The sequence below is a fragment of the Flavobacterium ginsengisoli genome, assembly GCF_029625315.1.
Classification (GTDB): domain Bacteria; phylum Bacteroidota; class Bacteroidia; order Flavobacteriales; family Flavobacteriaceae; genus Flavobacterium; species Flavobacterium ginsengisoli.
The window spans coordinates 4,339,798-4,361,534 of the sequence record NZ_CP121110.1; the positions used below are offsets into that span (position 1 = coordinate 4,339,798).

The 21,737-nt window shown below is 29.6% G+C and carries 19 protein-coding genes and 2 pseudogenes; 17 read left to right on the forward strand and 4 right to left on the reverse strand.

Annotated features, from left to right (window positions below):
* The first annotated feature begins 84 nt into the window (after window positions 1-84).
* The 15 genes and pseudogenes from P5P87_RS20540 to P5P87_RS20605 all read left to right on the forward strand — a co-directional run bounded on the left by P5P87_RS20540 (window position 85) and on the right by P5P87_RS20605 (window position 16,653).
* Window positions 85-1,491, forward strand: a complete 1,407-nt coding sequence (locus P5P87_RS20540; RefSeq protein WP_278020447.1) for a glycosyltransferase family protein — start codon at window positions 85-87, stop codon at window positions 1,489-1,491.
* 89 nt (window positions 1,492-1,580) lie between these two features.
* A complete protein-coding gene (locus P5P87_RS20545) occupies window positions 1,581-2,681 on the forward strand; it encodes an acyltransferase family protein (RefSeq protein WP_278020448.1) in 1,101 nt (366 codons plus the stop codon).
* A gap of 27 nt (window positions 2,682-2,708) precedes the next feature.
* Window positions 2,709-4,141 (forward strand): annotated as a pseudogene (locus tag P5P87_RS20550) (MBOAT family O-acyltransferase).
* Window positions 4,141-5,022: a hypothetical protein gene (locus P5P87_RS20555; RefSeq protein ID WP_278020449.1), complete on the forward strand. Its 882-nt coding sequence runs from the start codon at window positions 4,141-4,143 to the stop codon at window positions 5,020-5,022. The pseudogene P5P87_RS20550 and the gene P5P87_RS20555 overlap by 1 nt, the downstream one beginning before the upstream one ends.
* A gap of 382 nt (window positions 5,023-5,404) precedes the next feature.
* Window positions 5,405-5,908 carry a hypothetical protein gene (locus P5P87_RS20560; protein WP_278020450.1) on the forward strand — a complete coding sequence of 168 codons (504 nt, stop codon included), beginning with the start codon at window positions 5,405-5,407 and terminating at the stop codon, window positions 5,906-5,908.
* A gap of 59 nt (window positions 5,909-5,967) precedes the next feature.
* Window positions 5,968-7,062, forward strand: a complete 1,095-nt coding sequence (locus P5P87_RS20565) for a glycosyltransferase family 4 protein (RefSeq protein ID WP_340696585.1) — start codon at window positions 5,968-5,970, stop codon at window positions 7,060-7,062.
* On the forward strand, window positions 7,062-8,591 hold the full coding sequence (locus tag P5P87_RS20570) for a glycosyltransferase family 2 protein (RefSeq protein WP_278020452.1): 1,530 nt from the start codon (window positions 7,062-7,064) through the stop codon (window positions 8,589-8,591). The genes P5P87_RS20565 and P5P87_RS20570 overlap by 1 nt, the downstream gene beginning before the upstream one ends.
* A 23-nt stretch (window positions 8,592-8,614) precedes the next feature.
* On the forward strand, window positions 8,615-9,637 hold the full coding sequence (locus tag P5P87_RS20575) for an exostosin domain-containing protein (protein ID WP_278020453.1): 1,023 nt from the start codon (window positions 8,615-8,617) through the stop codon (window positions 9,635-9,637).
* Window positions 9,637-10,371 carry a glycosyltransferase family 2 protein gene (locus P5P87_RS20580; RefSeq protein WP_422854076.1) on the forward strand — a complete coding sequence of 245 codons (735 nt, stop codon included), beginning with the start codon at window positions 9,637-9,639 and terminating at the stop codon, window positions 10,369-10,371. Before P5P87_RS20575 ends, P5P87_RS20580 begins: the two co-directional genes overlap by 1 nt.
* A gap of 49 nt (window positions 10,372-10,420) precedes the next feature.
* A complete protein-coding gene (locus P5P87_RS26200; protein ID WP_422854077.1) occupies window positions 10,421-10,636 on the forward strand; it encodes a hypothetical protein in 216 nt (71 codons plus the stop codon).
* A gap of 160 nt (window positions 10,637-10,796) precedes the next feature.
* The gene (locus P5P87_RS20585; RefSeq protein WP_278020454.1) at window positions 10,797-11,648 is read left to right on the forward strand and encodes a glycosyltransferase family protein; all 852 of its coding nucleotides are present in this window, start codon (window positions 10,797-10,799) and stop codon (window positions 11,646-11,648) included.
* A gap of 11 nt (window positions 11,649-11,659) precedes the next feature.
* On the forward strand, window positions 11,660-12,778 hold the full coding sequence (locus tag P5P87_RS20590) for a glycosyltransferase (protein WP_278020455.1): 1,119 nt from the start codon (window positions 11,660-11,662) through the stop codon (window positions 12,776-12,778).
* Window positions 12,775-13,851, forward strand: a complete 1,077-nt coding sequence (locus tag P5P87_RS20595) for a glycosyltransferase (protein WP_278020456.1) — start codon at window positions 12,775-12,777, stop codon at window positions 13,849-13,851. The genes P5P87_RS20590 and P5P87_RS20595 overlap by 4 nt, the downstream gene beginning before the upstream one ends.
* The gene (locus tag P5P87_RS20600; protein WP_278020457.1) at window positions 13,851-15,197 is read left to right on the forward strand and encodes an O-antigen ligase family protein; all 1,347 of its coding nucleotides are present in this window, start codon (window positions 13,851-13,853) and stop codon (window positions 15,195-15,197) included. Before P5P87_RS20595 ends, P5P87_RS20600 begins: the two co-directional genes overlap by 1 nt.
* A gap of 61 nt (window positions 15,198-15,258) precedes the next feature.
* Window positions 15,259-16,653 carry a sugar transferase gene (locus P5P87_RS20605; RefSeq protein ID WP_278020458.1) on the forward strand — a complete coding sequence of 465 codons (1,395 nt, stop codon included), beginning with the start codon at window positions 15,259-15,261 and terminating at the stop codon, window positions 16,651-16,653.
* A gap of 5 nt (window positions 16,654-16,658) precedes the next feature.
* Here P5P87_RS20605 and P5P87_RS20610 read toward each other — a convergent pair whose 3' ends face one another.
* Complete coding sequence (locus tag P5P87_RS20610; RefSeq protein WP_278020459.1) at window positions 16,659-17,795, reverse strand: lipoprotein N-acyltransferase Lnb domain-containing protein; 1,137 nt, start codon at window positions 17,793-17,795, stop codon at window positions 16,659-16,661.
* 34 nt (window positions 17,796-17,829) lie between these two features.
* Window positions 17,830-18,896 (reverse strand): annotated as a pseudogene (locus P5P87_RS20615) (putative type IX sorting system protein PorV2).
* Between the two features lie 192 nt (window positions 18,897-19,088).
* Here P5P87_RS20615 and P5P87_RS20620 point away from each other — a divergent pair.
* Both P5P87_RS20620 and P5P87_RS20625 read left to right on the forward strand, forming a co-directional pair.
* Window positions 19,089-19,805, forward strand: a complete 717-nt coding sequence (locus tag P5P87_RS20620) for a CDP-alcohol phosphatidyltransferase family protein (protein WP_278020460.1) — start codon at window positions 19,089-19,091, stop codon at window positions 19,803-19,805.
* Window positions 19,806-19,814: 9 nt separating this feature from the next.
* A complete protein-coding gene (locus tag P5P87_RS20625; protein WP_278020461.1) occupies window positions 19,815-20,669 on the forward strand; it encodes a glycoside hydrolase family 25 protein in 855 nt (284 codons plus the stop codon).
* 19 nt (window positions 20,670-20,688) lie between these two features.
* On the opposite strand, the gene P5P87_RS20630 is transcribed toward P5P87_RS20625, so the two are convergent.
* Both P5P87_RS20630 and lptB read right to left on the reverse strand, forming a co-directional pair.
* Window positions 20,689-20,910, reverse strand: coding sequence for a DUF5808 domain-containing protein (locus tag P5P87_RS20630; protein WP_278020462.1), 222 nt, complete (start codon window positions 20,908-20,910; stop codon window positions 20,689-20,691).
* 77 nt (window positions 20,911-20,987) lie between these two features.
* Window positions 20,988-21,728 (reverse strand): LPS export ABC transporter ATP-binding protein, encoded by a 741-nt coding sequence (gene lptB / locus P5P87_RS20635; protein WP_026982881.1) that lies wholly within the window; start codon window positions 21,726-21,728, stop codon window positions 20,988-20,990.
* Window positions 21,729-21,737: the final 9 nt, after the last annotated feature.

Sequence of the window (21,737 nt, forward strand, 5' to 3'; positions counted from 1 at the left end):
TAAAGCCATTTAAATATCTTAACTTGTAACAGAGGCTAAAAATGAAGATGTAAAATTTTCCTATTAGAGTCTATTTAAATTAAAATGAAAAAAAACATATTTATTTTTTTGCCTGATGGTGTTGGACTTCGAAATTTTGCCTTAACCTCTTTTAAAGAAATTGGAGAACAAAATGATTTCGATATTACATATTGGAACAACACTCCATTTTCGATTAAGGAGAAACTAGGTTTTGAAGAATTAAAAATTCAAGAAAAATCACTACATCCGTTAACAACAGTTTATAGCCGTGCGCGTAAAAGAATGGAATTAAATTTCTTTGATAAGAAATTTAAAGAGGTGGTTTACAATACCTATAATTTTCCGCAATCTTACAAAGGAGTTGCTAATCTTGCTAAAAGTTTAATGGTTGATGCCTTGACAACTTTTGGATCTAACGAAAAAGGAATCAAATTTGTTAGAAAGCAAATAAAAAAAGGCGAGCGAACTACAAGTAAATACAAAGAAAGTAAAAGACAATTAGAAAAATACAGACCAGATTTTGTTTTTTGCACCAATCAGCGTCCAACGCAGGCAATTGCTTCTATTTTAGCGGCACAAGACTTAGGAATTCCAACAGGAACTTTTATCTTTTCTTGGGATAATCTTCCTAAAGCAACGACGCTAGTCGAAACTGATTATTATTTTGTGTGGAGCGAACACATGAAAAAAGAGGTTTTAATGTATTGTCCTTATGTGAAAGAAAACCAGATTTTTGTAACAGGAACGCCTCAATTCGAAAGTCATTTTGATAAAACAATATTACAATCAAGAGAAGAATTTTATAGTTCACATAATCTCGACTTAAACAAAAAATATATTTGTTACTCTGGTGATGATATAGTTACATCTCCTTTAGATCAATATTATTTAGAAGATTTAGCATTATCAGTTAGAGAATTAAACCAAAATGGATATTCTTTAGGAATCATTTACCGAAAATGCCCAGTAGACTTTACAGATCGTTATGATGAGGTTTTAAAGAAATATCAAGATGTTATTGTAAGCATTGATCCGTTATGGAGTCCAGTTGGGGAAAGTTGGAATGAAATTATGCCGACAAAAGAAGATTTTGCATTGCAGGCAAATATTTGTGAATACACAGAATTTGTTGGTAATATAGCTTCATCAATGGTATTTGATTTTTCTGCGCACGATAAATCTTGCTTATTTTTTGACTACGAACAGCCACAACTTAGAAAGGGAATTCGTGATATTGGGCAAAATTATAAATACATTCATTTTAGATCAAAACCTTCAGAGCAGGCCGCTTTATGGATAAGAGATAAAAAAGATCTAACCAATATGGTTAAAGATATTATTGACGGAAAAATTTCAAGTGTTAAAGACAGTAAAAAGTGGTTTGAGATTATTGTTGGACCAAATCCTACCAAAGCATCTGAAAAAATCTGGGAAAGTTTAAAAGATATCTCAGGAAGTAATTTAGATTAATCAATAATATTTAATTCAGAGAGATGTATTATCTACTATGTCACAAGTAAATCGTATTTATTTACCCAATTTAAATTCATTAAGAGGAATTGTCTGCCTTAATGGTCATTTTTTCTCATTTACCTGCTGATAAATTTATATTAACATTTAAAAATTTCGGCACTATTGGTGTAACCATTTTTTTTACACTAAGTGGTTTTTTGATTTCATATCTTTTACAAGTAGAAGCAAAAGAGTTTTTTACTATAAATGTAAAAAACTTTTATTTGAGAAGAATTTTAAAGATATGGCCACTTTATTTTTTAATATTGTTTTTTGTATATATATTATATCCACATATTTTTCCGTCATGGTATGATACTGAACAAGAGAGATTTTCTGCAAAAAGTCTATTGATGAATATCTTCTTTTTGACTAATGTAACTCTTATTTTGAAGTTAACTCCTTTCATTATTAGAGTAATCTGGTCAATCGGAATTGAAGAACAATTTTATTTGATTCTGCCGTGGATAATGAAAGTTGAGGAGAAAAGACGAATTTTTATACTTTTCGCATTAATTTTTCTATTGCCATTTTCGAAGCTGTTTTTAGTATTATATCAAAAGATAACAGCTAGTGATTCTTTACAAATCATTTCAAGTATAATAACTGTTACAAGATTTGATTGCATGGCAATTGGGGTATTGTTTGGAATTTTGTCTTTTTCTAAAGAAATTAAACTGGGGAGGTTTATTATTAAGCGACAGTATTTTACAAAAAAAGAAGTTCAGATAACGATATATGCTCTTGCATTAATTTTTGTTTTAATCACTATAATAGTTCCTTCTCTTTTCAATATAATTAATTATGTGGTTTTACCATGGCTATTTGCAATTATAATTTCTAATCTGGCTACAAACAAAGAATCTATTTTTCATATAGAAAATAAAGTATTCAACTATTTAGGCAAAATTTCATATGGTATGTATTTATTACATGAGTTTGTTATTTTGATGTTATTGCCTTTAATATTGCCTTTAATATTGCCTTATCTTGTAGATTTACCGTCGTATATTAAAAGTTTTATTGGTTATATGATTGCTTTTGGTTTGACTATTATTATTTCTCACATTTCCTTTTATTGTTTTGAAATTCAATTTTTAAAACTTAAAAATAAAGTGTCGTATTTTAAGACATCTAATGAATATTAAATTTTATAACCGTTCGTACAGAATCATATGTTTTTTAATTCCTTAGCATTTGCTGTTTTTCTGCCAGTAGTTTTTTTCTCTACTGGTTTGTTTTCAATAAAAACAAGAGCACACAAAATGCTTTATTAATTGTGGCAAGTTATTATTTCTATTCTTGTTGGGATTGGAGGTTTCTATTTCTGCTAGTTTTTTCAACATTTTTAGATTATTTCACAGGAATTCAAATCGAGAAAAGTAATTCGGGAAAAAGTCGAAAATTTTGGTTTTGGCTTAGTATTTTGGTGAATTTAGGATTTCTAGGAGTCTTTAAATACTATAACTTCTTTGCAACTTCATTTGCAGAAATGTTTACCTCATTTGGCTTTAAAGTAAGTCCAATGTTGTTGAATGTAATTTTACCTGTTGGAATTTCATTTTACACTTTCCACGGATTATCTTACGTAATTGATATTTATTATAAAAGAATTAAAGCAGAATATAATTTCATAGATTATTCTTTATTTGTAAGTTACTTTCCTCTTTTGGTTGCTGGACCAATTGAAAGAGCAACGCATTTACTTCCAGAGTTAAAAGAAAAACGTGAGTTTAATTTAGAAAAAGCAAAAGAGGGAGTCTATCAAATTGTTTGGGGACTTGTTAAAAAAGTGGTTATTGCAGATACTTGTGCAGTTTATGCTAATGCTATTTTTGATCATTATCAGTCAATGAATTCTTTTTCATTAATTATGGGGGCAATTTATTTTGCGTTTCAGATTTACGGAGATTTCTCAGGATATTCAGATATCGCACTAGGGGTTTCTAAATTATTTGGTTTAGACTTATTACGAAACTTTAATTATCCATATTTTTCAAGAGATATAGCAGAGTTTTGGCGTCGTTGGCATATCTCACTTTCTTCTTGGTTTAGAGATTATTTATATATTCCTCTAGGTGGAAGCAAAGGTGGACTTTGGATGAAAATCCGAAATACATTTATCATTTTTGTTGTTAGTGGATTCTGGCATGGAGCCAACTGGACATATATTGTTTGGGGATTTATAAATGCTGTTTATTTCCTTCCACTATTGATTTCAAATAGTAATAGAAATAATATGGATTCTATAATTCTAAGATGGAATCTAGATTCTGTCAAAGTATTGTTTAGTATTCTAACAACATTTTTATTGACTTGTATTGCTTGGGTGTTTTTTAGAGCAAAAACCATTACAGATGCTGTTTTGTATCTAAAAAGAATATTTACTAACGGCGAGTTTAGCCCTCAGTATTTAGATAACGAAAGATATAATTATGAATTACTATTGATGATTGGTCTGTTTGTTTTAGTAGAATGGAATAATAAAACTAAAGTAGAACCAATTTCTGGAAAAAGAAGTTGGTTAAAAATGGCAGTGGCAATTATGGCAATTATTGCTTTCGGAACTTATTCTGATTATAAAGAATTTATTTATTTCCAGTTTTAATGAAGAAGTTTTTATTATACATATTAGGAGTTTTTCTTTTAACAGCTGTGATGGCAGTTCTTTTGGACGGATTGTATACTTATGCTTTTATACAGTCCAAAAATCGAGGAAAAATAGAAACCGTTTTCAATTCTACAGCAAAGAAGTATGATGTGGTTATTTTAGGCTCTTCAAGAGCTAATAACCATTTTGTTTCTCAAATGTTCGAAGATAAAGGATTAAATACGTTTAATTACGGAATGAGTGGCGGACATTTATTTGAAGCTTCATTAATGTTAAAATTAATGGTAGAAAGAAAATATGAAATAAAAAATTTAATTCTCGAAGCAGATTTAAATCTTTCTAACGATCAGGAATCTGAGGGAGTTGTCGCAAAATTTCTTCCCTACATACATTGTTCAAAAGCCATTAAAGATCATTTTTTACCAGAACCAAATTTCAACGAATTATATTATATCCCTTTTTACAGATATGTAAAATTCGATTCGAAAATTGGTTTTCGAGAAATCTATAAAATTGCTGTAAACGAAAAAACTAATGCATTAGACAATTTAGGATATTACCCTTTAAAGAAACATAAAAATGGTAATATGAAAAATAATATTGTTAATCTAAATCCGTTGCCACATAATAAATATTACGAGGAAATTAAGAGTATTTGTAAAAAAAATAATATAAATTTTATTGCCGTTATGACTCCAATGTGCGAAAATGTTGTTGGAATGAATTACTTTGATAAGGTAAAAAAAGCGTATCCTGAAATTCATAATTATGAAAATGTTGTTGTAGAAAATAAATATTTTTCTTCATGCGGTCATATGACAAATGATGGAGCTCGATTATTTACCGCAAGAATTATCAGAGATTTTTTTGGGAAATAATAAATATAGGCAATGAAGAATTTTTTAATTTATATATTCAAAATTTTAGTATTAACTTTTGTTTTGATGTTTATATTGAATAAAATTTATTCATATGCCTTTCTCCAATCGAATAAAAGAAGTAAAATCAGTCTTATTTATAATTCGCCGCCAACAAATTATGATGTTGTAATATGGGCTCTTCTAGAGCAAATAATCATTTCGTGACAAAAATGTTTACAGATACGGGGCTAAAAACATTTAATTTCGGAATGCAAGGTTCTAAACTGTTTGAGTCTGATTTGATTCTGAAATTACTTTTAGAAAAAAAAATAAAATCAAAAATGTAATAATTGATGTTGATGTTACACTAAAATCTGAAAACAAATCAGAGAGAACATTTTTGATGTTTTTGCCTTATCTTGATGATTATCATGTTGTTAGATGGCATTTTGAAGAATTGGAAGACTTTAACAGCTTTTATTATATCCCTTTTTATAGATACCTAAAATTTGATTCAAAAATTGGTTTTAGAGAGATGTTTTCTTCTGTCTTAAATAAAAAAAGTAATGAAATTGGTAATGGAAGATATTATCCTTTGCCTGAAAATAAAGGAAAACTAAATGCCGAAATTTTAGATTTTCAGCCACAAAGGAATAAATATTATGAAGAAATTAAAAAGATTTGTAAAGTAAATAATATTAATCTCATTGCAATTATGACACCTATGTGTGAAAAGGCTGTAGTTAATGATTACTTCAAAAAAGTCAATATGCTATATCCTGAAATTTATGACTATGAAAATAAGATAATTGAAGATAAATATTTTTCTACCTTTGAACATATGAATGATATGGGGGCCAAAGCTTTTACAACAAAAATTTTAAACGTTTTTTTTAATAAATAATGCATATTGCTTTTTTAACCCCAGAATATCCCCATTCAAAAACACTGCCATCCGGTGGATTGGGTACTAGTGTAAAAAATCTTGTATCAGCTTTAATTGCTGAAGAAATTAAAGTTTCTGTATTTGTTTATGGACAGAAAAACCAAGAGGTTATAAAAGAAGATAATGTCGAAATTCATCTTATTAAAAACAAAAAATATAAGTTTTTAAGATGGTTTTTTTATCGTAAATATATAGAGGAATATTGCAACTCAATTATAAAAAGAGAGTCTATTGATCTAATAGAAGCCGCTGATTGGACAGGAATAACAGCTTTTATGAATTTCAAAATTCCATTAGTAATTCGTTTTCATGGAAGTGACACTTACTTCTGCCATCTAGAAAATAGAAAACAGAAGATAAAAAATTTCTGGTTTGAAAAATTGGCCATAAATCGTGGGCAAGCATTTATTGCGCCAACTAAATTTGCGGGAGAAATTTCAAAAAAACTTTTCAAAATTCGAGAAAAAGAAATCAAAATAATTCATTATGGGATTAATCTAAGAAATTTTGAAAACCAAATTCCTCATCAATTTGAAAAGAATTTGATTCTATACATTGGAACTTTAATTAGAAAAAAAGGTGTTTTAGAACTGCCGGAAATTTTTAGCAAAGTTCGAAATGATTTTCCAAGTGCTAAATTAATTTTAATAGGAGCAGATTCTTTCGATATAAAAACAGGTTCAAAATCGACTTGGGAATTAATGAAAAATTTGTTTAATGAAGATGATTTAAAACACGTTCATTATTTAGGTAAAATTCCTTATGATGAAATTCAAAATTACATAAGGAAAGCAAATGTATGCATATTCCCAACTTTTGCAGAAACTTTAGGAATGGTAACAATAGAATCGATGGCTATGCAAAAAGCAGTTGTGAATAGTAATATTGGCTGGGCACAAGAACTTATTGTAGACGAAGAAAGCGGTTATTTGGTTCACCCTTCAAGTCATGATCTATATTCTAATCGAATTATTCAATTGCTAAAAAACAATTCACTTTGCCTAGAAATTGGAAAGAAAGCAAGAATTAGGGTAGAACTTAAATTTGATATCAATAAGTTAGTAAAAGAGAATATAGAATTTTATAGAAAGATAACCAATCAAAAAAGGTAATGGTCGTTGTTTATCATCAAAATAATAAGGTTGTAAAAGTTTACCGAGAGAGAGAAGTTATTTCATTTAGCGCTTCTTTAAATCTTGCCGCAACTTTAATGACGTTAGCAAAAAAATTTCCAACAGATAGATTAATCTGGAGTCATACTGCAATAGAAGCCAATATAAACTGGGATGCTTTAGATTCAATTTTTCATCATGACAGAATTATGGCATCTTTCAATAGCGACCAAGAAGAGTATTTTTCCGAAGGTATTGGTTATATTGACGAATCTATTTTTATAAATGTCAATAAAAATGTAAGTTATCCGACTTGGTTATGCAGTAGTGCTTTGGGAGGAATTAGTTCTAAAGCATTTTTGCAATTTGAAAATACAATCGAGTTAGAAGATAATTTTGATTATTTCTTGAATAGTATAGCAAAAATGGGAGCTCCAAAAGGATTATTTTGCTATTATGAGCCAAGACTTGTTATAGATAAAACAATTTCTGTACCTGTTAAGAAGGCAAATGTTTATACCTTATTTCGATTTACAAAGCAACATTATCGTACACGTTGGATATTCATATTGCTGTTGAGCTTTTTAGTTTTCGAAAAACGGTTTCCTATAATGGCTTTGTTGTTTTCTTTAAGATTTAAAAAGCGTGATAAAACCGCTATTGACTTGTCTGCAGTACCAGTTCAATCAAAGTTGAAAGTTATAGAATCTAAAACTATTGATGTTATTATTCCAACAATTGGACGAAAAGATTGCTTATATGATGTATTGCAAGATTTAGCAAAACAGAGTCATTTACCTAAAAATGTTATAATCGTAGAACAGAATCCGATAGCAGATAGTAGTAGTGAGTTAGATTATTTAACCACAGAGAAGTGGCCTTTTGTTATTAAACACATTTTTACTCATACAACGGGAGCTTGCAATGCGCGAAATGTTGCTTTGGGCCAAGTCTCGAGCGAATGGGTTTTTTTAAATGATGACGATAATAGGTTTAATGAAAATTTAATCATTGACATTTTTGATAAAATAGAACAGTTCGGAATATATGTTGCGACAACATCTTATTTGCAAAAAAATGAAAAATTAGTTTATAAGGATATTCATCAAACGGATATTTTTGGCTCAGGAAATAGTTTTGTAAAATCAAGTTGTTTAGATAAAGTTTCTTTTTCAATGGCACTAGAATTTGGTTATGGAGAAGATTTTGACTTTGGCGTGCAATTACGAAAAGAAGGCTTTGACGTAATATATTTTCCTAATCCATCTATTTTACATTTAAAAGCTCCTTTTGGAGGATTTAGAATTAAACCCAAATTTCCTTGGTTAAATGATAAACATCAGCCAAAGCCATCGCCAACAATCATGTACATAAAGAAAAAACATTTACATCCAAAACAACTAGAAGGATATAAATTAAGACTCTTCATGAAATCTATCAGAAATGAGTCTTTTTTTAATTGGTTTAAATTTTATGCATCATTTACGAGACGATGGAATGCAAGTGTGAATTGGAGTAATAAACTGTAAGAATTTAAAATGTCTGCTAAAAGATGGTGAAGATATATACAGAACATAGTTTTTTGAATGCTGATAATAGGAAAATAATATTTCCATTATTATTTGATTTAGTATATCTGCCAAATGATAAAGCGAGATCAAATTTTAATTTAACAGATTCTATTTTAGAAGCAGACGTTGCTATTTTTCCTGTAGATATTATTTCTTTTTTGAGAAAAGATAAATCTAATTTTTTTGAAAATTGGATTTCAAAAGTATCAGAATATAAAGTTCCCATTTGGATTTATGCAGCTGGCGATTTTGGACTTACATTTAAGAATGATAATGTTTTAACTTTTAGATTAGGAGGTTTCAATTCAAAGTTGAGTAATAATTCATGTATAATTCCTTGTTTTGTAAATGATCCTTATGATAGAATTTTAAAAAATGATTTTTTTGTACTTTCTAAAAGCGAAAAGCCAAATATTGGCTTTGTAGGAAATGCAAATGGTTCATTTTCTAAATTAATTAAAGAGTTTATTTTATATTTAAGAAGGAATGTAATTAACAGAAAATTCAAATTCCCAGAAGATTATCATCCTTTTTATCCCGCAGGAAAAAATAGACATAAATTATTGCAGAAGATTCAGAAGGAAGATAAAATTGAGAGTAATTTTATTTTTAGAGATAAATATCTAGGAGGAAATAAGGATAAAAGCATTAAAGAAAAAACAACTTTAGAGTTTTTTAAAAATATTCAGGATAATCTATATACTTTTTGCCTAAGAGGAAATGGGAACTTCTCTGTTCGATTTTATGAAGCATTGATAATGGGCAGGATTCCAGTTTTAATCGATACAGATGTAAGACTTCCTTTAGTTAATTCGATTGATTGGACTAAACACTGTGTGGTAGTTTCAAAAGATTCTATAATTCAGGACTTACTAGATTTTCATTTATCCAAGCCAGACGAAGAAATAAGAAAAATACAGGAAAACAATCGAAAATTAGTATTAGAAAAATTGAATAGAGTTGACTATTTTATTCAAATTAGTAAGCTATATTTGAAAAAGTAATGAAATTCTCTTTAATCATATGCACTTACATGCGTCCTACTCCGTTATTAAAATTATTAATTTCGATTAAGGATCAAATTTTATATCCAGATGAAATTTTGATTATTGATGGCTCACTTGACGATAAGACTAAATCGATCTTGGAAAACAATAATTTCGATCATTTAAAATATTATTTAATCTCAGAGCAAGATAGAGGTTTAACAAAGCAACGTAATTTTGGAATTTCGAAAGTAGACTCAACTAGTGATATAGTCTGTTTTTTAGATGATGATACAATTCTCGAAACTGAATATTTTGCAAATTTGTTGAATACCTATAATTTGTTTCCAGATGCTTTAGGAGTTGGAGGTTACATTACAAATGAGATTAAATGGCAAAAAATACCAGAAAGTTATTCAGAAAATAAAAATGAATTTTATTATGATGGTTGGAAACGAAAAGATGGAAGTCGTTTTGTTCTGAGAAAAAAAATAAATCTGGATAGTGATTGCCCTCCTGGATTTGCTCCAAAATTTTCGCATGGAAGAAGTGTCAGTTTTTTACCTCCGAGTGATAAAATTTATCCAACAGAACAATTAATGGGAGGGGTTTCTTCATTTAAAAAATCTGTCTTTGAACAATTTTCATTTTCCACATATTTTCAAGGTTATGGCTTATATGAAGATGCTGATTTTTGTTTAAGATTGGCTAAAGAAGGTAAACTATATTTAAATACAGCAAGCAAAACTTAGTCATTATCATGACTCAGCAGGTAGGCCAAATCAGTATACATATGGCAAAATGGTGGTTAGAAACGGATGGTATGTTTGGCGTATAAAAAACCCTAATCCAATTTTAAAAGACCGTTTAAAATGGAATTCAATTACAATTTTATTGATCGTTACAAGATTTGTAAATGTGATTAAAGGTAAAGACAAAAAAGTTGTCTTTACAGAATTTGTTGGAAGAGTTGTAGGCTGGTGGAGTTTAATATTTAACAAACCAAAACAAAAATGATTTTTGTTATAAAAAAGAAGATCGTAAAAAAACTTAAAGAATTTAAGCAGAATTACTCTTATGTTAGATTTTACAATAATCAAGATCCGGTAATCTATTTAAATTTAAAACATAAGACAAAAGTTCGCACTTATCTAAATCTTTTTTTAGAATTAGAGCAGTGTATAATGAGCCAATAGTTATAGAATTTTCACTTTTAAGGATAGTATTTTTAGCAAAATGGTTTAAAGATCTTGACTATATTTATTTTTCAAAGCCTTTTTCAAAACTTAATAAAGTAAAAGTTTTTAGCCATAATAAAAAAGCTGATTTTAATGTTAACTATAATTTTAAAAAAGTTTATTCTTCTGTAGATTTTAATAAAAATGCATTGCCATACATAATGCATCCTAATAATTATTTAAGCAAGGAAGCTCAAATTATGGAAAAAAAAGTTGGCATTTTAATGAGTGGCAATTTTGACAAAAAAATTTATGGTACAAACATCATTTCTAAAAACTTTGGAATGATGAATAGATGGGACGTTTACCAAGAAATTTTGAAACATAGTGCCCTACTTTCTATTTACGGAACAGATCTTTTAGAGAATTTGGATTCAGGACAATTTAAAAACAAATTTGTTTTAATGAAATGGCAAACAGGAGCAATCCCAATAGAAAAATGGAGAGATTATCTTTCTTCTGCAGATTTTATATTCTGTGCTCCCGGCATGACCATGCCTATGTGCCATAATGTACTTGAAGCAATGTCTGTTGGAGTAATTCCAATTTTAAATTATTCTAATTGGCTAAATCCTTCATTAGAAGATGGTGTTAATTGCTTAGAATATTCAAATTCCAGCGATATTGCTAAGGTAATAGATACTGCCCTGTCTTTGCCAGAAGAAAAGAAACAGATTTTGAGAGAAAATACAATAGCATATTTTAAAAAATATTATGATTTATATGATTTCAAAAAGAATTCATCAAATGAACTAGTAGTTTTAAATGAAAATATTTCTGATTTAATTTAACGAATGTCTGCATGAAAAAATTTGTTATTATAACGCATGTAAATCACATTCAAAATCAAGATCAGTATTATGGTTATGCTCCATATGTGCGTGAAATGAATCTTTGGCTTCAATATGTCGATCAATTAATTGTAGTTGCGCCATTAAAAAAAGACAATCTAACATCAATTGATCTAGCGTATAATTGTAATGATATTTTTTTTAGTAATATTCCCGATATTAATTTCATTACATTTAAAAGCAGGATTTCTTCAGTTTTTAAATTACCAGTTATTTTTTGGAAAATATTTCTAGCAATGTATCGCGCAGATCATATTCATTTAAGATGCCCAGGAAATATTGGACTTATTGGGTGTTTTGTCCAAATTCTATTTCCAAAAAAAGTAAAAACAGCTAAGTATGCTGGTAATTGGGATCCTAAAAGCAAACAACCTTGGACTTATAGACTACAAAAATATATCTTAAATAATACCATTCTAACGAGAAATATGCAAGTTCTTGTATATGGAAATTGGGATGGACAATCAAAAAATATCAAATCCTTTTTTACAGCAACTTATTCCCAAACCGAAAAAGAAGCTGTTCAAAAGAAAAGTTTTCAGGAAGGAATTTCTTTTCTTTTTGCAGGAAGTTTGTCAAAAGGTAAAAATTCGCTTTATGCAATACAAATTGTAAATCAATTATTAAAGAAAGGATATAATATTACTTTTAATCTTTTTGGCGAAGGAGAAGAAAGGGACAATTTGCAACGATTCATTTTAGAGAATAAAATAGAAAAATTTGTTTGCTTACATGGGAATCAAGATAAAGAAACAATTAAGAAGGCCATGAAGGAAAGTCATTTTGTAATTTTGCCTTCTAAAAGTGAAGGTTGGCCAAAAGTTGTTGCAGAAGGAATGTTTTGGGGTGGTGTTTCAATTGCAACAAAAGTGTCATGTGTTCCGTATATGTTGGATTATGGTAAACGTGGAGTTTTACTGGAAATGAATTTAGAAAAAGATACTGAACAGATTGAAAATGTATTGATGAATCAAGATGTTTTTTTAAGCAAAAGTCAACTTGCCTTAAAATGGTCACAGGGTTATACTACAGATGTTTTTCAAGAGGAAATAAGGAAATTAATTAAATGAGGATTGTACAAATTATAGACTCTTTAGAAATTGGAGGAGCTGAACGCATGGCAGTTAACTATGCAAATGCATTAGGCGAAAAAATTGAATTTTCGGGTTTAATTGCTACTAGAAGTGAAGGTGAGATGCTAAATCAGATTTCAAAAAAAGTTTCTTATTTGTTTTTAGATAAAAAGAGAAAAATTGATTTTAAGGCAATTTTTAAATTAAAAAAATATTTAAAACAGAATAAAGTAAATACTATCCACGCTCATAGCTCTTCCTTTTTTACAGCTGTTTTGGTTAAATTAGTTTATCCAAAAATAAAAGTTATCTGGCATGATCATTATGGACCAAGAATAGAACAGACTAAGAAAGATAATATAATTTTGATTTTTTGCTCTTTATTTTTTGCCTCGATATTTGTTGTAAATAAACAGCTAAAAGAATGGAATATGAAAAATATGAAATGTAAAAATGTTGTTTTTGTTCCAAATTTCATTCAGCACAATCATTCCTCTGAGCAAATAACCAAATTAAAAGGAATAGAAGGAAAACGTATAGTTTTTTTGGCTAATTTAAAAACTCCAAAAAATCATATTGTAATTTTAAAATCCTTTTTTGATCTAAAATTATTTGATCTTGGGTGGAGCTTACATTTAATTGGTAAAGATTATCATGATCAATATTCCCAAGTTTTAAAAGATTTTATTCAAAAAAATAATTTGGTTAATGATGTACATTTGTATGGAACTAGAAAGGATATAAGATTTATTCTTTCGCAAGCTTCAATAGGAGTCTTAGCTTCTACCTTTGAAGGATTTCCAGTAACATTGATTGAATATGGAGAATCGGAATTAGCAGTTCTTTGTACTAATGTAGGGTTCTGTTCGGATATAATTAAGGATGAAGAACGAGGATTATTATTTGATCCAAAAAATGAATTTGAACTTCTTGCTCAATTTAAAAGAATAACGGCAGATAAAAATTTGAGAACAGAAATTGCATATAAATTAAAGAATTTAGTCCAGGATTATTACACAGAAGATAAAGCTGTTGAAAAAATTCTTACAGAATATTACAAAGTAAAATAATGAAAAACATAAAACTTAATTATTTCTCTCTAATTGTAATTCATGCTTTAATTGCATTAATTGTTTTCATAATTCCATTTTTATCCAAAATTTATGCTCTGTCGATTCTTTTTATAGGGATTTTTATTGTTTCTAAAAATAAAAATAAAAATAATGAAGTCCTTCTTATAAGTGCTTATTTAGTTGGAACAGAGGTTTTTTTACGCATGACATTAGGTAGTTTGAATAATGAGTATGTAAAGTTTTCTGTGATATTTTTTATGCTTTATGGAATGCTTTATAGTAATTTTTCTAAAAATGCATTTATATATCTTGTTTTCTTATTTTTTTTAATTCCAGCAATTTTTGTAACCACTAGTGAAGCTACTTTCAATATAGATGTTAGAAAAGTTTTAGTTTTTAATTTGTCTGGCCCCTTCTGTTTGGGTATTTGTGCTGTTTATATGTTTAAGAGAAGAATTACTTTTGATAAACTACAGAGCATTTTAATTTCATTAGGACTGCCAATAGTCACTACTACGGTTTATTTGTTTTTATATACACCCAATATTAAGGATGTTGTAACAGGTACACAATCAAATTTCGAAACTTCAGGAGGTTTTGGTCCAAATCAGGTTTCTACAATTTTAGGTCTTGGAATGTTCGTTTTTTTTACACAATTAGTGCTTTTTTCCAAGTCTAAATTACAATTTTTGATTAACGGAGGACTATTTATTTTTATCAGCTATCGAGGAATTGTTACTTTTTCGAGGGGAGGAATTATTACAGCAACCATTATGATTGTATGTTTTTTAGCTATTTTATATTATTTTTCTAATGCTGAAGGAAAAAGAAAATTTAGTTTCGTATTTGTTCTGACGATTTTAATTGGCACAGGAATATGGTTTTATAGTTCGTTTCAAACTAACGGTCTTATTGATAAACGTTATGCTAATAAGGATGCGAGGGGACGTGAGAAGGGAGATCGTTTAGGAGGAAGAGAAGAAATTATGAATCAAGAGAAAGATATTTTTATTGATAATCCAATCTTTGGCGTAGGTGCTGGAATGAGTAAGTATGCGAGAGCTCAAATTACCAATGAAGAAATTGCATCACACAACGAAGTAACCAGAATGTTTAGTGAACATGGTTTGTTCGGAATATTTGCATTATTGATTCTTCTTATTACACCTTTCATATTATATATTAATAATAAACAGCATATATATTTTTTCTCATTTTTTGTTTTTTGGCTTTTTACCATAAATCACGCCGCAATGCGAACTGCAGCTCCTGCATTTGTATATGCATTAAGTCTTCTTTCAGTACAAATAAAAATTCCTGAAAAAACAAGAGAAGCAAATTAGCTAAATTCAATTTTTATAATACATTTGCCTCAAGTTTAAGCCCCTAACAAACTGAAAAATAATGTTGTCAAAAAAGAAAATGCATTTCGAAATTTCGGAAAGGAGAATACTGCTTCTTTCTTTCGATGCTGTTTTTGTTTTATCCGCTTTATATCTATTAAGTTCAATATTTGAGTATCATTATTTTGATTTCGGAGTAAGTAGTTCTTTAAGTATTGTTCTATTAATAGCATATCTTTACATTTTTGGAGTAATATTTGAAATTTATAATTTACAAGTAGCAAGTAATCATCTTCAGATTTTGCAAAATGTTGTTTTTACTGCAACAGCTACTGTTTTAGCCTATTTATTTACGCCAATTTTCTCTCCAGTACTTCCCAAACAAAGACTCGTCATACTAATATTTTATTTTACGATATTAATTACATTGTTGTTATGGCGTTTGTTTTACTGTTACTTTTTAGCTTCTCATAGATTTTCTCAAAATGTCGTTTTGATTTGTGATCAAAATGAAGTCGAAAAATTGGTTTTAGGATTGGAGAATGTCGATCCGCATTATAAAATTATTGGTTTTGTAAACTCCGATTCTATTGCAGATGAAAATTTAGATTTTCATTACGTAAAAGAAATAAAAAAGGATGATTTAGAACATTTTGTATCAACGAACCATATTTCAGAAATTATTATTGCTTCTCAGAATACAGATGGTATTACTCCAGATTTATATCAGCAATTGCTTCATTTATTAGAAAAAGGAATTATTATACGAGAATATACTCAAGTTTACGAAAGTAAAACGCAAAGAATCCCCGTTCATCATATAGAAAGAGATTTTTATAGATTTTTTCCTTTCAGCAGAAGCAATAGTAATAAACTTTATTTGTCTTTTGTTCGACTTATAGAGATCATGTTTTCTATTCTAGGGCTATTAATTTCCCTATTTTTTATCCCAATAATTTTTCTTTGCAACATCTTCGCAAACAAAGGGAGTCTTTTTTATACTCAAGAAAGAGTAGGGAAGAATGGAATCATTTTTGAGATTTATAAGTTTAGAACCATGACAGAGAATTCAGAAGCCAATGGAGCTGTTTTCGCTAGTCATAATGATAAAAGAATTACTCCGTTTGGTAAATTCATGCGAAAGTCAAGAATTGATGAATTGCCTCAATTTATTAATGTTTTAAAAGGCGATATGGGAGTAATAGGGCCAAGACCTGAGCGACCATTTTTTGTTGAAGAAATCGCCGCAGTAATGCCTTTTTATGAAACACGCCATGTAATCAAACCTGGACTTACGGGCTGGGCGCAGGTAAATTATTCTTATGGAGAATCTATAGACGAAAGTTTGATTAAGCTTCAATACGATCTATACTACATCAAGCACAGAAGTGTTTTTCTTGATTTAAGCATCACTTTCAAAACCATTACAACGGTTTTATTCTACAGAGGGCAATAATTTTTTTAGATTATAATCGGAATTGGTTTTTTGTTTCGAATTGCTGTTCGTACTAAAACCACTCCGCTCGTAATGATTAATGGTAAAGTAATAAAGAAATGCGCCTTGTTAATCAAAAATAGAAAGTAAATCACTAAAAGCACAAAGTTGATTAGTGAAAATCTATAAGTCCATAATTTGTTTTTGAAAATAGAAAACAAAACTAAAACCAATAAAAACGGACTAAATAATAGGACATTGTAATTCATCGCCAATTCTTGGTGAAAAGAGTAAAATCCCATAATAACGAAGAATATCCCAATAAGAGATAAAATCACAAAGTAGATTTTATCTACCGTTTTGTTTCTTGCAAAGATTACAAAAAGCAAGATAAAGAGATAAGTGTAAATGTTATTCCACCAAGATTTTGGTGTTTCTTTTGCAAATTCTAATAGTGTTTTGCTTTTTGCCGCTAAGGGTTTATTTTGAAAACTTGTTTTGTTTAAACTATTTTTCAATTCAAAAGGAAGAAAAATTCTTGTTCCCATTTGATCGACTTTCGTTCCAAAAATAATACTTGTTCCCAACTGATCGTAGAAATGGCCATCAAAATAAGGAAATAGGATAGAACGATAGGTTTTGTCTGTGTCTTGTGTTTTTACAATAACATCTCTGCCTAAAGTTTTATTCACTACATCTACAACCATCGAAGTACAGTTTTTATCGATGAATTTATAAGTATAATAACGTTCTTCAGAATCTAAAACGGCATTTAACTGGTCAAAAAGTTTTTGTTTTAAATCTTGAGAGATCAGTAATTCCTGCTCATAAATACTTCTTTTTTCGTAAGTGTATTCATTAAAAAAATCAGCAAATGAATGTACAGTTGCAAAATATTGCAAATCTCCTTTAGCAAACTTTAAAACAAAATTTGGAGTTCTAAAATCAAAAGTTCCATAATTGTAAACAACATCAAAATTGTTTACGGGATCTAAAACTCTAATTCCCGTATGTCCGAAATAAGAATAAGTTTCGTTTCCAAGTCCGCAGGTCAAAATACTTATTTTGGCATCTTTCGATAAAGCTAAACTTTGGCTGAAACCAATAAAACTTGATAAGAATAATAAAATTAAAAGTGCTTTTTTGGACATGAGAGTTTTCATGATTTAAAATTTTAAATGTTTTGTGGTTTCGAAATTATCTAAAGATACCCAAATCTACTTTTAACGAAAAAATATTAGAATACAAAGCGGTACTTTGATTTCCTAAATCGGTTAAAGCATAATCAATCTGTATGCCTTTATATCTAAACCCTAAGCCAATATTAGGCTGAAAGTTTATTTTTTCGGTATTATCTAATTGTGTTACATTCTGAAAATTTCCTGCTCCAGCTCTTACGAAAACTAAATCGGTATAACCAAATTCAAACCCTAGAGCTGGGTCTATACTTACAGCTTTTGATGAAATAATATCATTTGTCTGCTCAAAGCGCATATTTAAATTTGCAGAAGTGACAAGACTACATTCGTTATGGAAATCAAATCTTTTTGAAACTCCTAATTGAGCTTTTGGCAATGTTATTTCTGTACTTTCCGGCAATTCGTTGTTTTCTCCGGAATTGCATTTGCAATTTTAGCATATTCTTCTTCATCAATATTCCAAACATTGTAAGTTGTGGTAATATCGCGAAGCATTAAACCAAATTTCCAGTCATTTCTTTCAAACTGAAGTCCGATATCAAATCCAAATCCCCAAGAATTGGCAAATTTCCCAATTATTCTTCGAATTACTTTTGCATTTACACCATATTGAAATCCATCAACAGGCAATTTTCGAGCATAAGAAAAAGTAAAGCCATAATCTGCCGTAGAGAACAAGCTGATTCTGTTATAATCAATATTTCCTTGATTATCGATTAACTGCGTGGTGTCCATAATGTCGTCTACTCCAAAACGAATCATCGAAATTCCCCAAGCACTTCTGTCATCAATTGGACTTGCGTAACCTATGTAATCGTACTGTGCAATATTGGCGAAGTAGCTGGCGTGCATTAAAGCAATTTGATGATCTTCAAGATGAGTTAAACCTGCCGGATTCCAGTAACCTGCCGTTACATCATTTGTTGCGGCAGTCACAGCACTTGCCATTCCAAGAGCTGCGGCATCGACCCCAATATTCATAAATTCATTCGAGTATTTTCGAACGGTTTGTGCATACTGAAAAGTACAGCTACAAAATAATAAAAACACTAAATATTTCTTCAACGTATATGTTTTTGCAGATCGAGGCCTGTTTTAAAATTTTTATCAAAAATATAATATTTTACTCATCTAATAAGTTCCTTTAGTTAAATATTCCCAAAGTCATACTTCGAATTAAAAAACTCTCTAAAAAACTCGTTTTGCATCGAGTTATTATACTAAATTTGTTCTCTGCCATTATCAAAATTTAAAGCTATGAATATTAAAAAACACATTCCAAATCTAATTACATTAATTAATCTTTTCTGCGGTTGTGTCGCAATTGTCTTTATTTCCGAAAACAATTATTTAATGGCTTTTTTCATGGTTTGCTTAGGAATCTTTTTTGATTTCTTCGACGGCTTTTTTGCTAGATTATTTAAAGTTTCAAGTCCGCTTGGATTGCAATTAGATTCTCTTGCAGATATGGTAACAAGCGGAGTTGCTCCAGGATATGTGATGTACAGTATGTTTGTACATAGCGGTCATGAATTAGGAACTCACCCTGCAATTCCGTTTTTAGGATTTATTATCACTTTAGGATCTTGTTATCGTTTGGCCAATTTTAATATTGACACTCGTCAGACAGATTCTTTCATCGGATTGCCAACTCCAGCAAATGCTCTTTTTATTATTAGTTTGCAAATTGTTCTAGATATGTATGCAGAATCGTCACTGCTTATTCTTGAATTATTAACCAATCAATGGGTTTTGTTGATTATAACATTATGTAGTGCTTATATTTTGAATGCTGAGATTCCGTTGTTTGCTTTAAAAATTAAAAAATTCAGTTTGAAAGAAAATGCCCTTCAAATTGTATTTCTTGTTATTTCGGTATTGATGATTATTTTACTTCATTACATCGCAATTCCACTAATTATTGCTTTTTATGTATTGTTGTCAGTTATCAATAATCTTTTCTTGAAAAAGTAAATCTGTTTAATGGCAAGAAAAACGACTTATCGTAAAACATATACAAGAAAGCCCGCTGGAAGATCATTTCTAAGCAGGCTTTTTCGTTCATTTTTATTGATTCTTTTCGGACTTTTATTCATTGGGATAATTTATCATTATCGCAAAGGACTTGCTTATTATTTAGGTTTTAAAACAGAAAGAGTTTTAGATGAAGATGAGGTAGACAAACATCTTTCTGATGTTCGAAACATTCGTGTTCTCGAAAACCATAAAGGAAAAGTAATTGGAATTGACGTTTCTGAATTTCAAGGAAAAGTCGATTGGGAAGAAGTCGAAATCTTGGATGAAAAATATCCTGTTCAATTCGTGTTTATTCGTGCAACAGCAGGAAACGACCGCGTAGACAGACAGTTTAAAAGAAATTGGGAAGGTGCAAAAGAGAATAAAATCATGCGCGGCGCTTATCATTATTATCGTCCAAACGAAAATTCTATTGAACAGGCAGATCTTTTTATCAAAACAGTAAAATTGCAAAAAGGAGATCTTCCGCCAGTTTTAGATATTGAAAAATTGCCTAAAAATCAGCCTTTAGATAGTTTAAAAAAAGGATTGAAACGTTGGTTGAATAAAGTCGAAAAACATTATCAAGTTCGCCCAATAATTTATTCAGGAGAACGATATTATTCTGATTTTTTAAAAGAAGAATTTAGTGAATATCTTTTCTGGATTGCGAATTATAATTTTTACAGAGAGAAAATTGAAGATGATTGGTTGTTCTGGCAATTTACAGAAAAAGCTTCTCTGCCAGGAATAAAACATCGTGTTGATGTTAATATTTACAATGGAGATTTAGAGCAATTGCATTTTATTACTGTTGAGTAGTTTTAGTTTCTGTCGAGAACTATTTCCATAAAACCAAAATAACAATTATTACAAAAGGCAATAAAAGCATTACAGAATATGGATTGGCAAAATTTATAGTATAACCCATCCATTGAATCTTTTTCGGAGGAAGTAATCTTTTGTCTTTTGGGTTATAATAAAAGCTATTAAAGAAATACCAATTTTTTGGGTCTTTGTGCCAGTTGTCGTAATCTTCCTGAGTTGGTTTTTCTGATTTCATTTGCAACTATTTAAGAATCTTAGATTAAAAAAAATGGTAAAAAGAAATTTACTTTTTACCATTGATATATAACTGTCTTAAAATTCAAGTTTCTTTTTGCGTAGCTCGAAGTTTTGTCCAAGATAAACACGACGAACCATTTCGTCTTCTACCAATTCTTCTGGAATTCCTGCTTTTAGAATTCCTCCTTCAAACATTAAGTATGTTTTATCAGTAATTGCTAATGTTTCCTGAACGTTGTGATCGGTAATTAAAATTCCGATATTTTTGTTTTTTAATTGCGCAACAATTCGCTGAATATCCTCAACCGCAACAGGGTCAACTCCCGCAAAAGGCTCATCCAATAAAATAAACTTTGGATCGGTTGCCAATGCGCGTGCAATTTCGGTACGGCGGCGCTCACCTCCAGAAAGTAAATCTCCTCGGTTAGTACGAATGTGCTCTAAGCTGAATTCTTCAATTAAGCTTTCCATTTTAGCAATTTGCTCTTCTTTAGAAAGTTTAGTCAATTGCAGTACACTAAGAATATTATCCTCAATGCTAAGTTTTCTAAATACAGAAGCTTCTTGTGCCAAATAACCAATTCCTTGTTGTGCACGTTTGTACATTGGGTAATCGGTAATATTCAAATCATCAAGATAAATGTTTCCTTGATTTGGTTTTACTAATCCCACAATCATGTAAAAAGACGTTGTTTTTCCAGCTCCATTTGGCCCCAAAAGCCCTACGATTTCTCCTTGATTTACTTCAACAGAAATTCCTTTTACAACACTACGTCCTTTATAGGTTTTGATTAAATTATCGGCTCTTAATTTCATTTTTTAAGT

Bases quoted from the DNA above. Each gene is read 5' to 3' on its own strand.
- P5P87_RS20540 (WP_278020447.1), top strand. From the start codon at position 85: ATGAAAAAAAACATATTTATTTTTTTGCCTGATGGTGTTGGACTTCGA.
- P5P87_RS20555 (WP_278020449.1), top strand. From the start codon at position 4,141: ATGAAGAAGTTTTTATTATACATATTAGGAGTTTTTCTTTTAACAGCT.
- P5P87_RS20570 (WP_278020452.1), top strand. From the start codon at position 7,062: ATGGTCGTTGTTTATCATCAAAATAATAAGGTTGTAAAAGTTTACCGA.
- P5P87_RS20575 (WP_278020453.1), top strand. From the start codon at position 8,615: ATGGTGAAGATATATACAGAACATAGTTTTTTGAATGCTGATAATAGG.
- P5P87_RS20580 (WP_422854076.1), top strand. From the start codon at position 9,637: ATGAAATTCTCTTTAATCATATGCACTTACATGCGTCCTACTCCGTTA.
- P5P87_RS26200 (WP_422854077.1), top strand. From the start codon at position 10,421: ATGGTGGTTAGAAACGGATGGTATGTTTGGCGTATAAAAAACCCTAAT.
- P5P87_RS20590 (WP_278020455.1), top strand. From the start codon at position 11,660: ATGAAAAAATTTGTTATTATAACGCATGTAAATCACATTCAAAATCAA.
- P5P87_RS20595 (WP_278020456.1), top strand. From the start codon at position 12,775: ATGAGGATTGTACAAATTATAGACTCTTTAGAAATTGGAGGAGCTGAA.
- P5P87_RS20600 (WP_278020457.1), top strand. From the start codon at position 13,851: ATGAAAAACATAAAACTTAATTATTTCTCTCTAATTGTAATTCATGCT.
- P5P87_RS20605 (WP_278020458.1), top strand. From the start codon at position 15,259: ATGTTGTCAAAAAAGAAAATGCATTTCGAAATTTCGGAAAGGAGAATA.
- P5P87_RS20610 (WP_278020459.1), bottom strand. From the start codon at position 17,795: ATGAAAACTCTCATGTCCAAAAAAGCACTTTTAATTTTATTATTCTTA.
- P5P87_RS20620 (WP_278020460.1), top strand. From the start codon at position 19,089: ATGAATATTAAAAAACACATTCCAAATCTAATTACATTAATTAATCTT.
- P5P87_RS20625 (WP_278020461.1), top strand. From the start codon at position 19,815: ATGGCAAGAAAAACGACTTATCGTAAAACATATACAAGAAAGCCCGCT.
- P5P87_RS20630 (WP_278020462.1), bottom strand. From the start codon at position 20,910: ATGAAATCAGAAAAACCAACTCAGGAAGATTACGACAACTGGCACAAA.
- lptB (WP_026982881.1), bottom strand. From the start codon at position 21,728: ATGAAATTAAGAGCCGATAATTTAATCAAAACCTATAAAGGACGTAGT.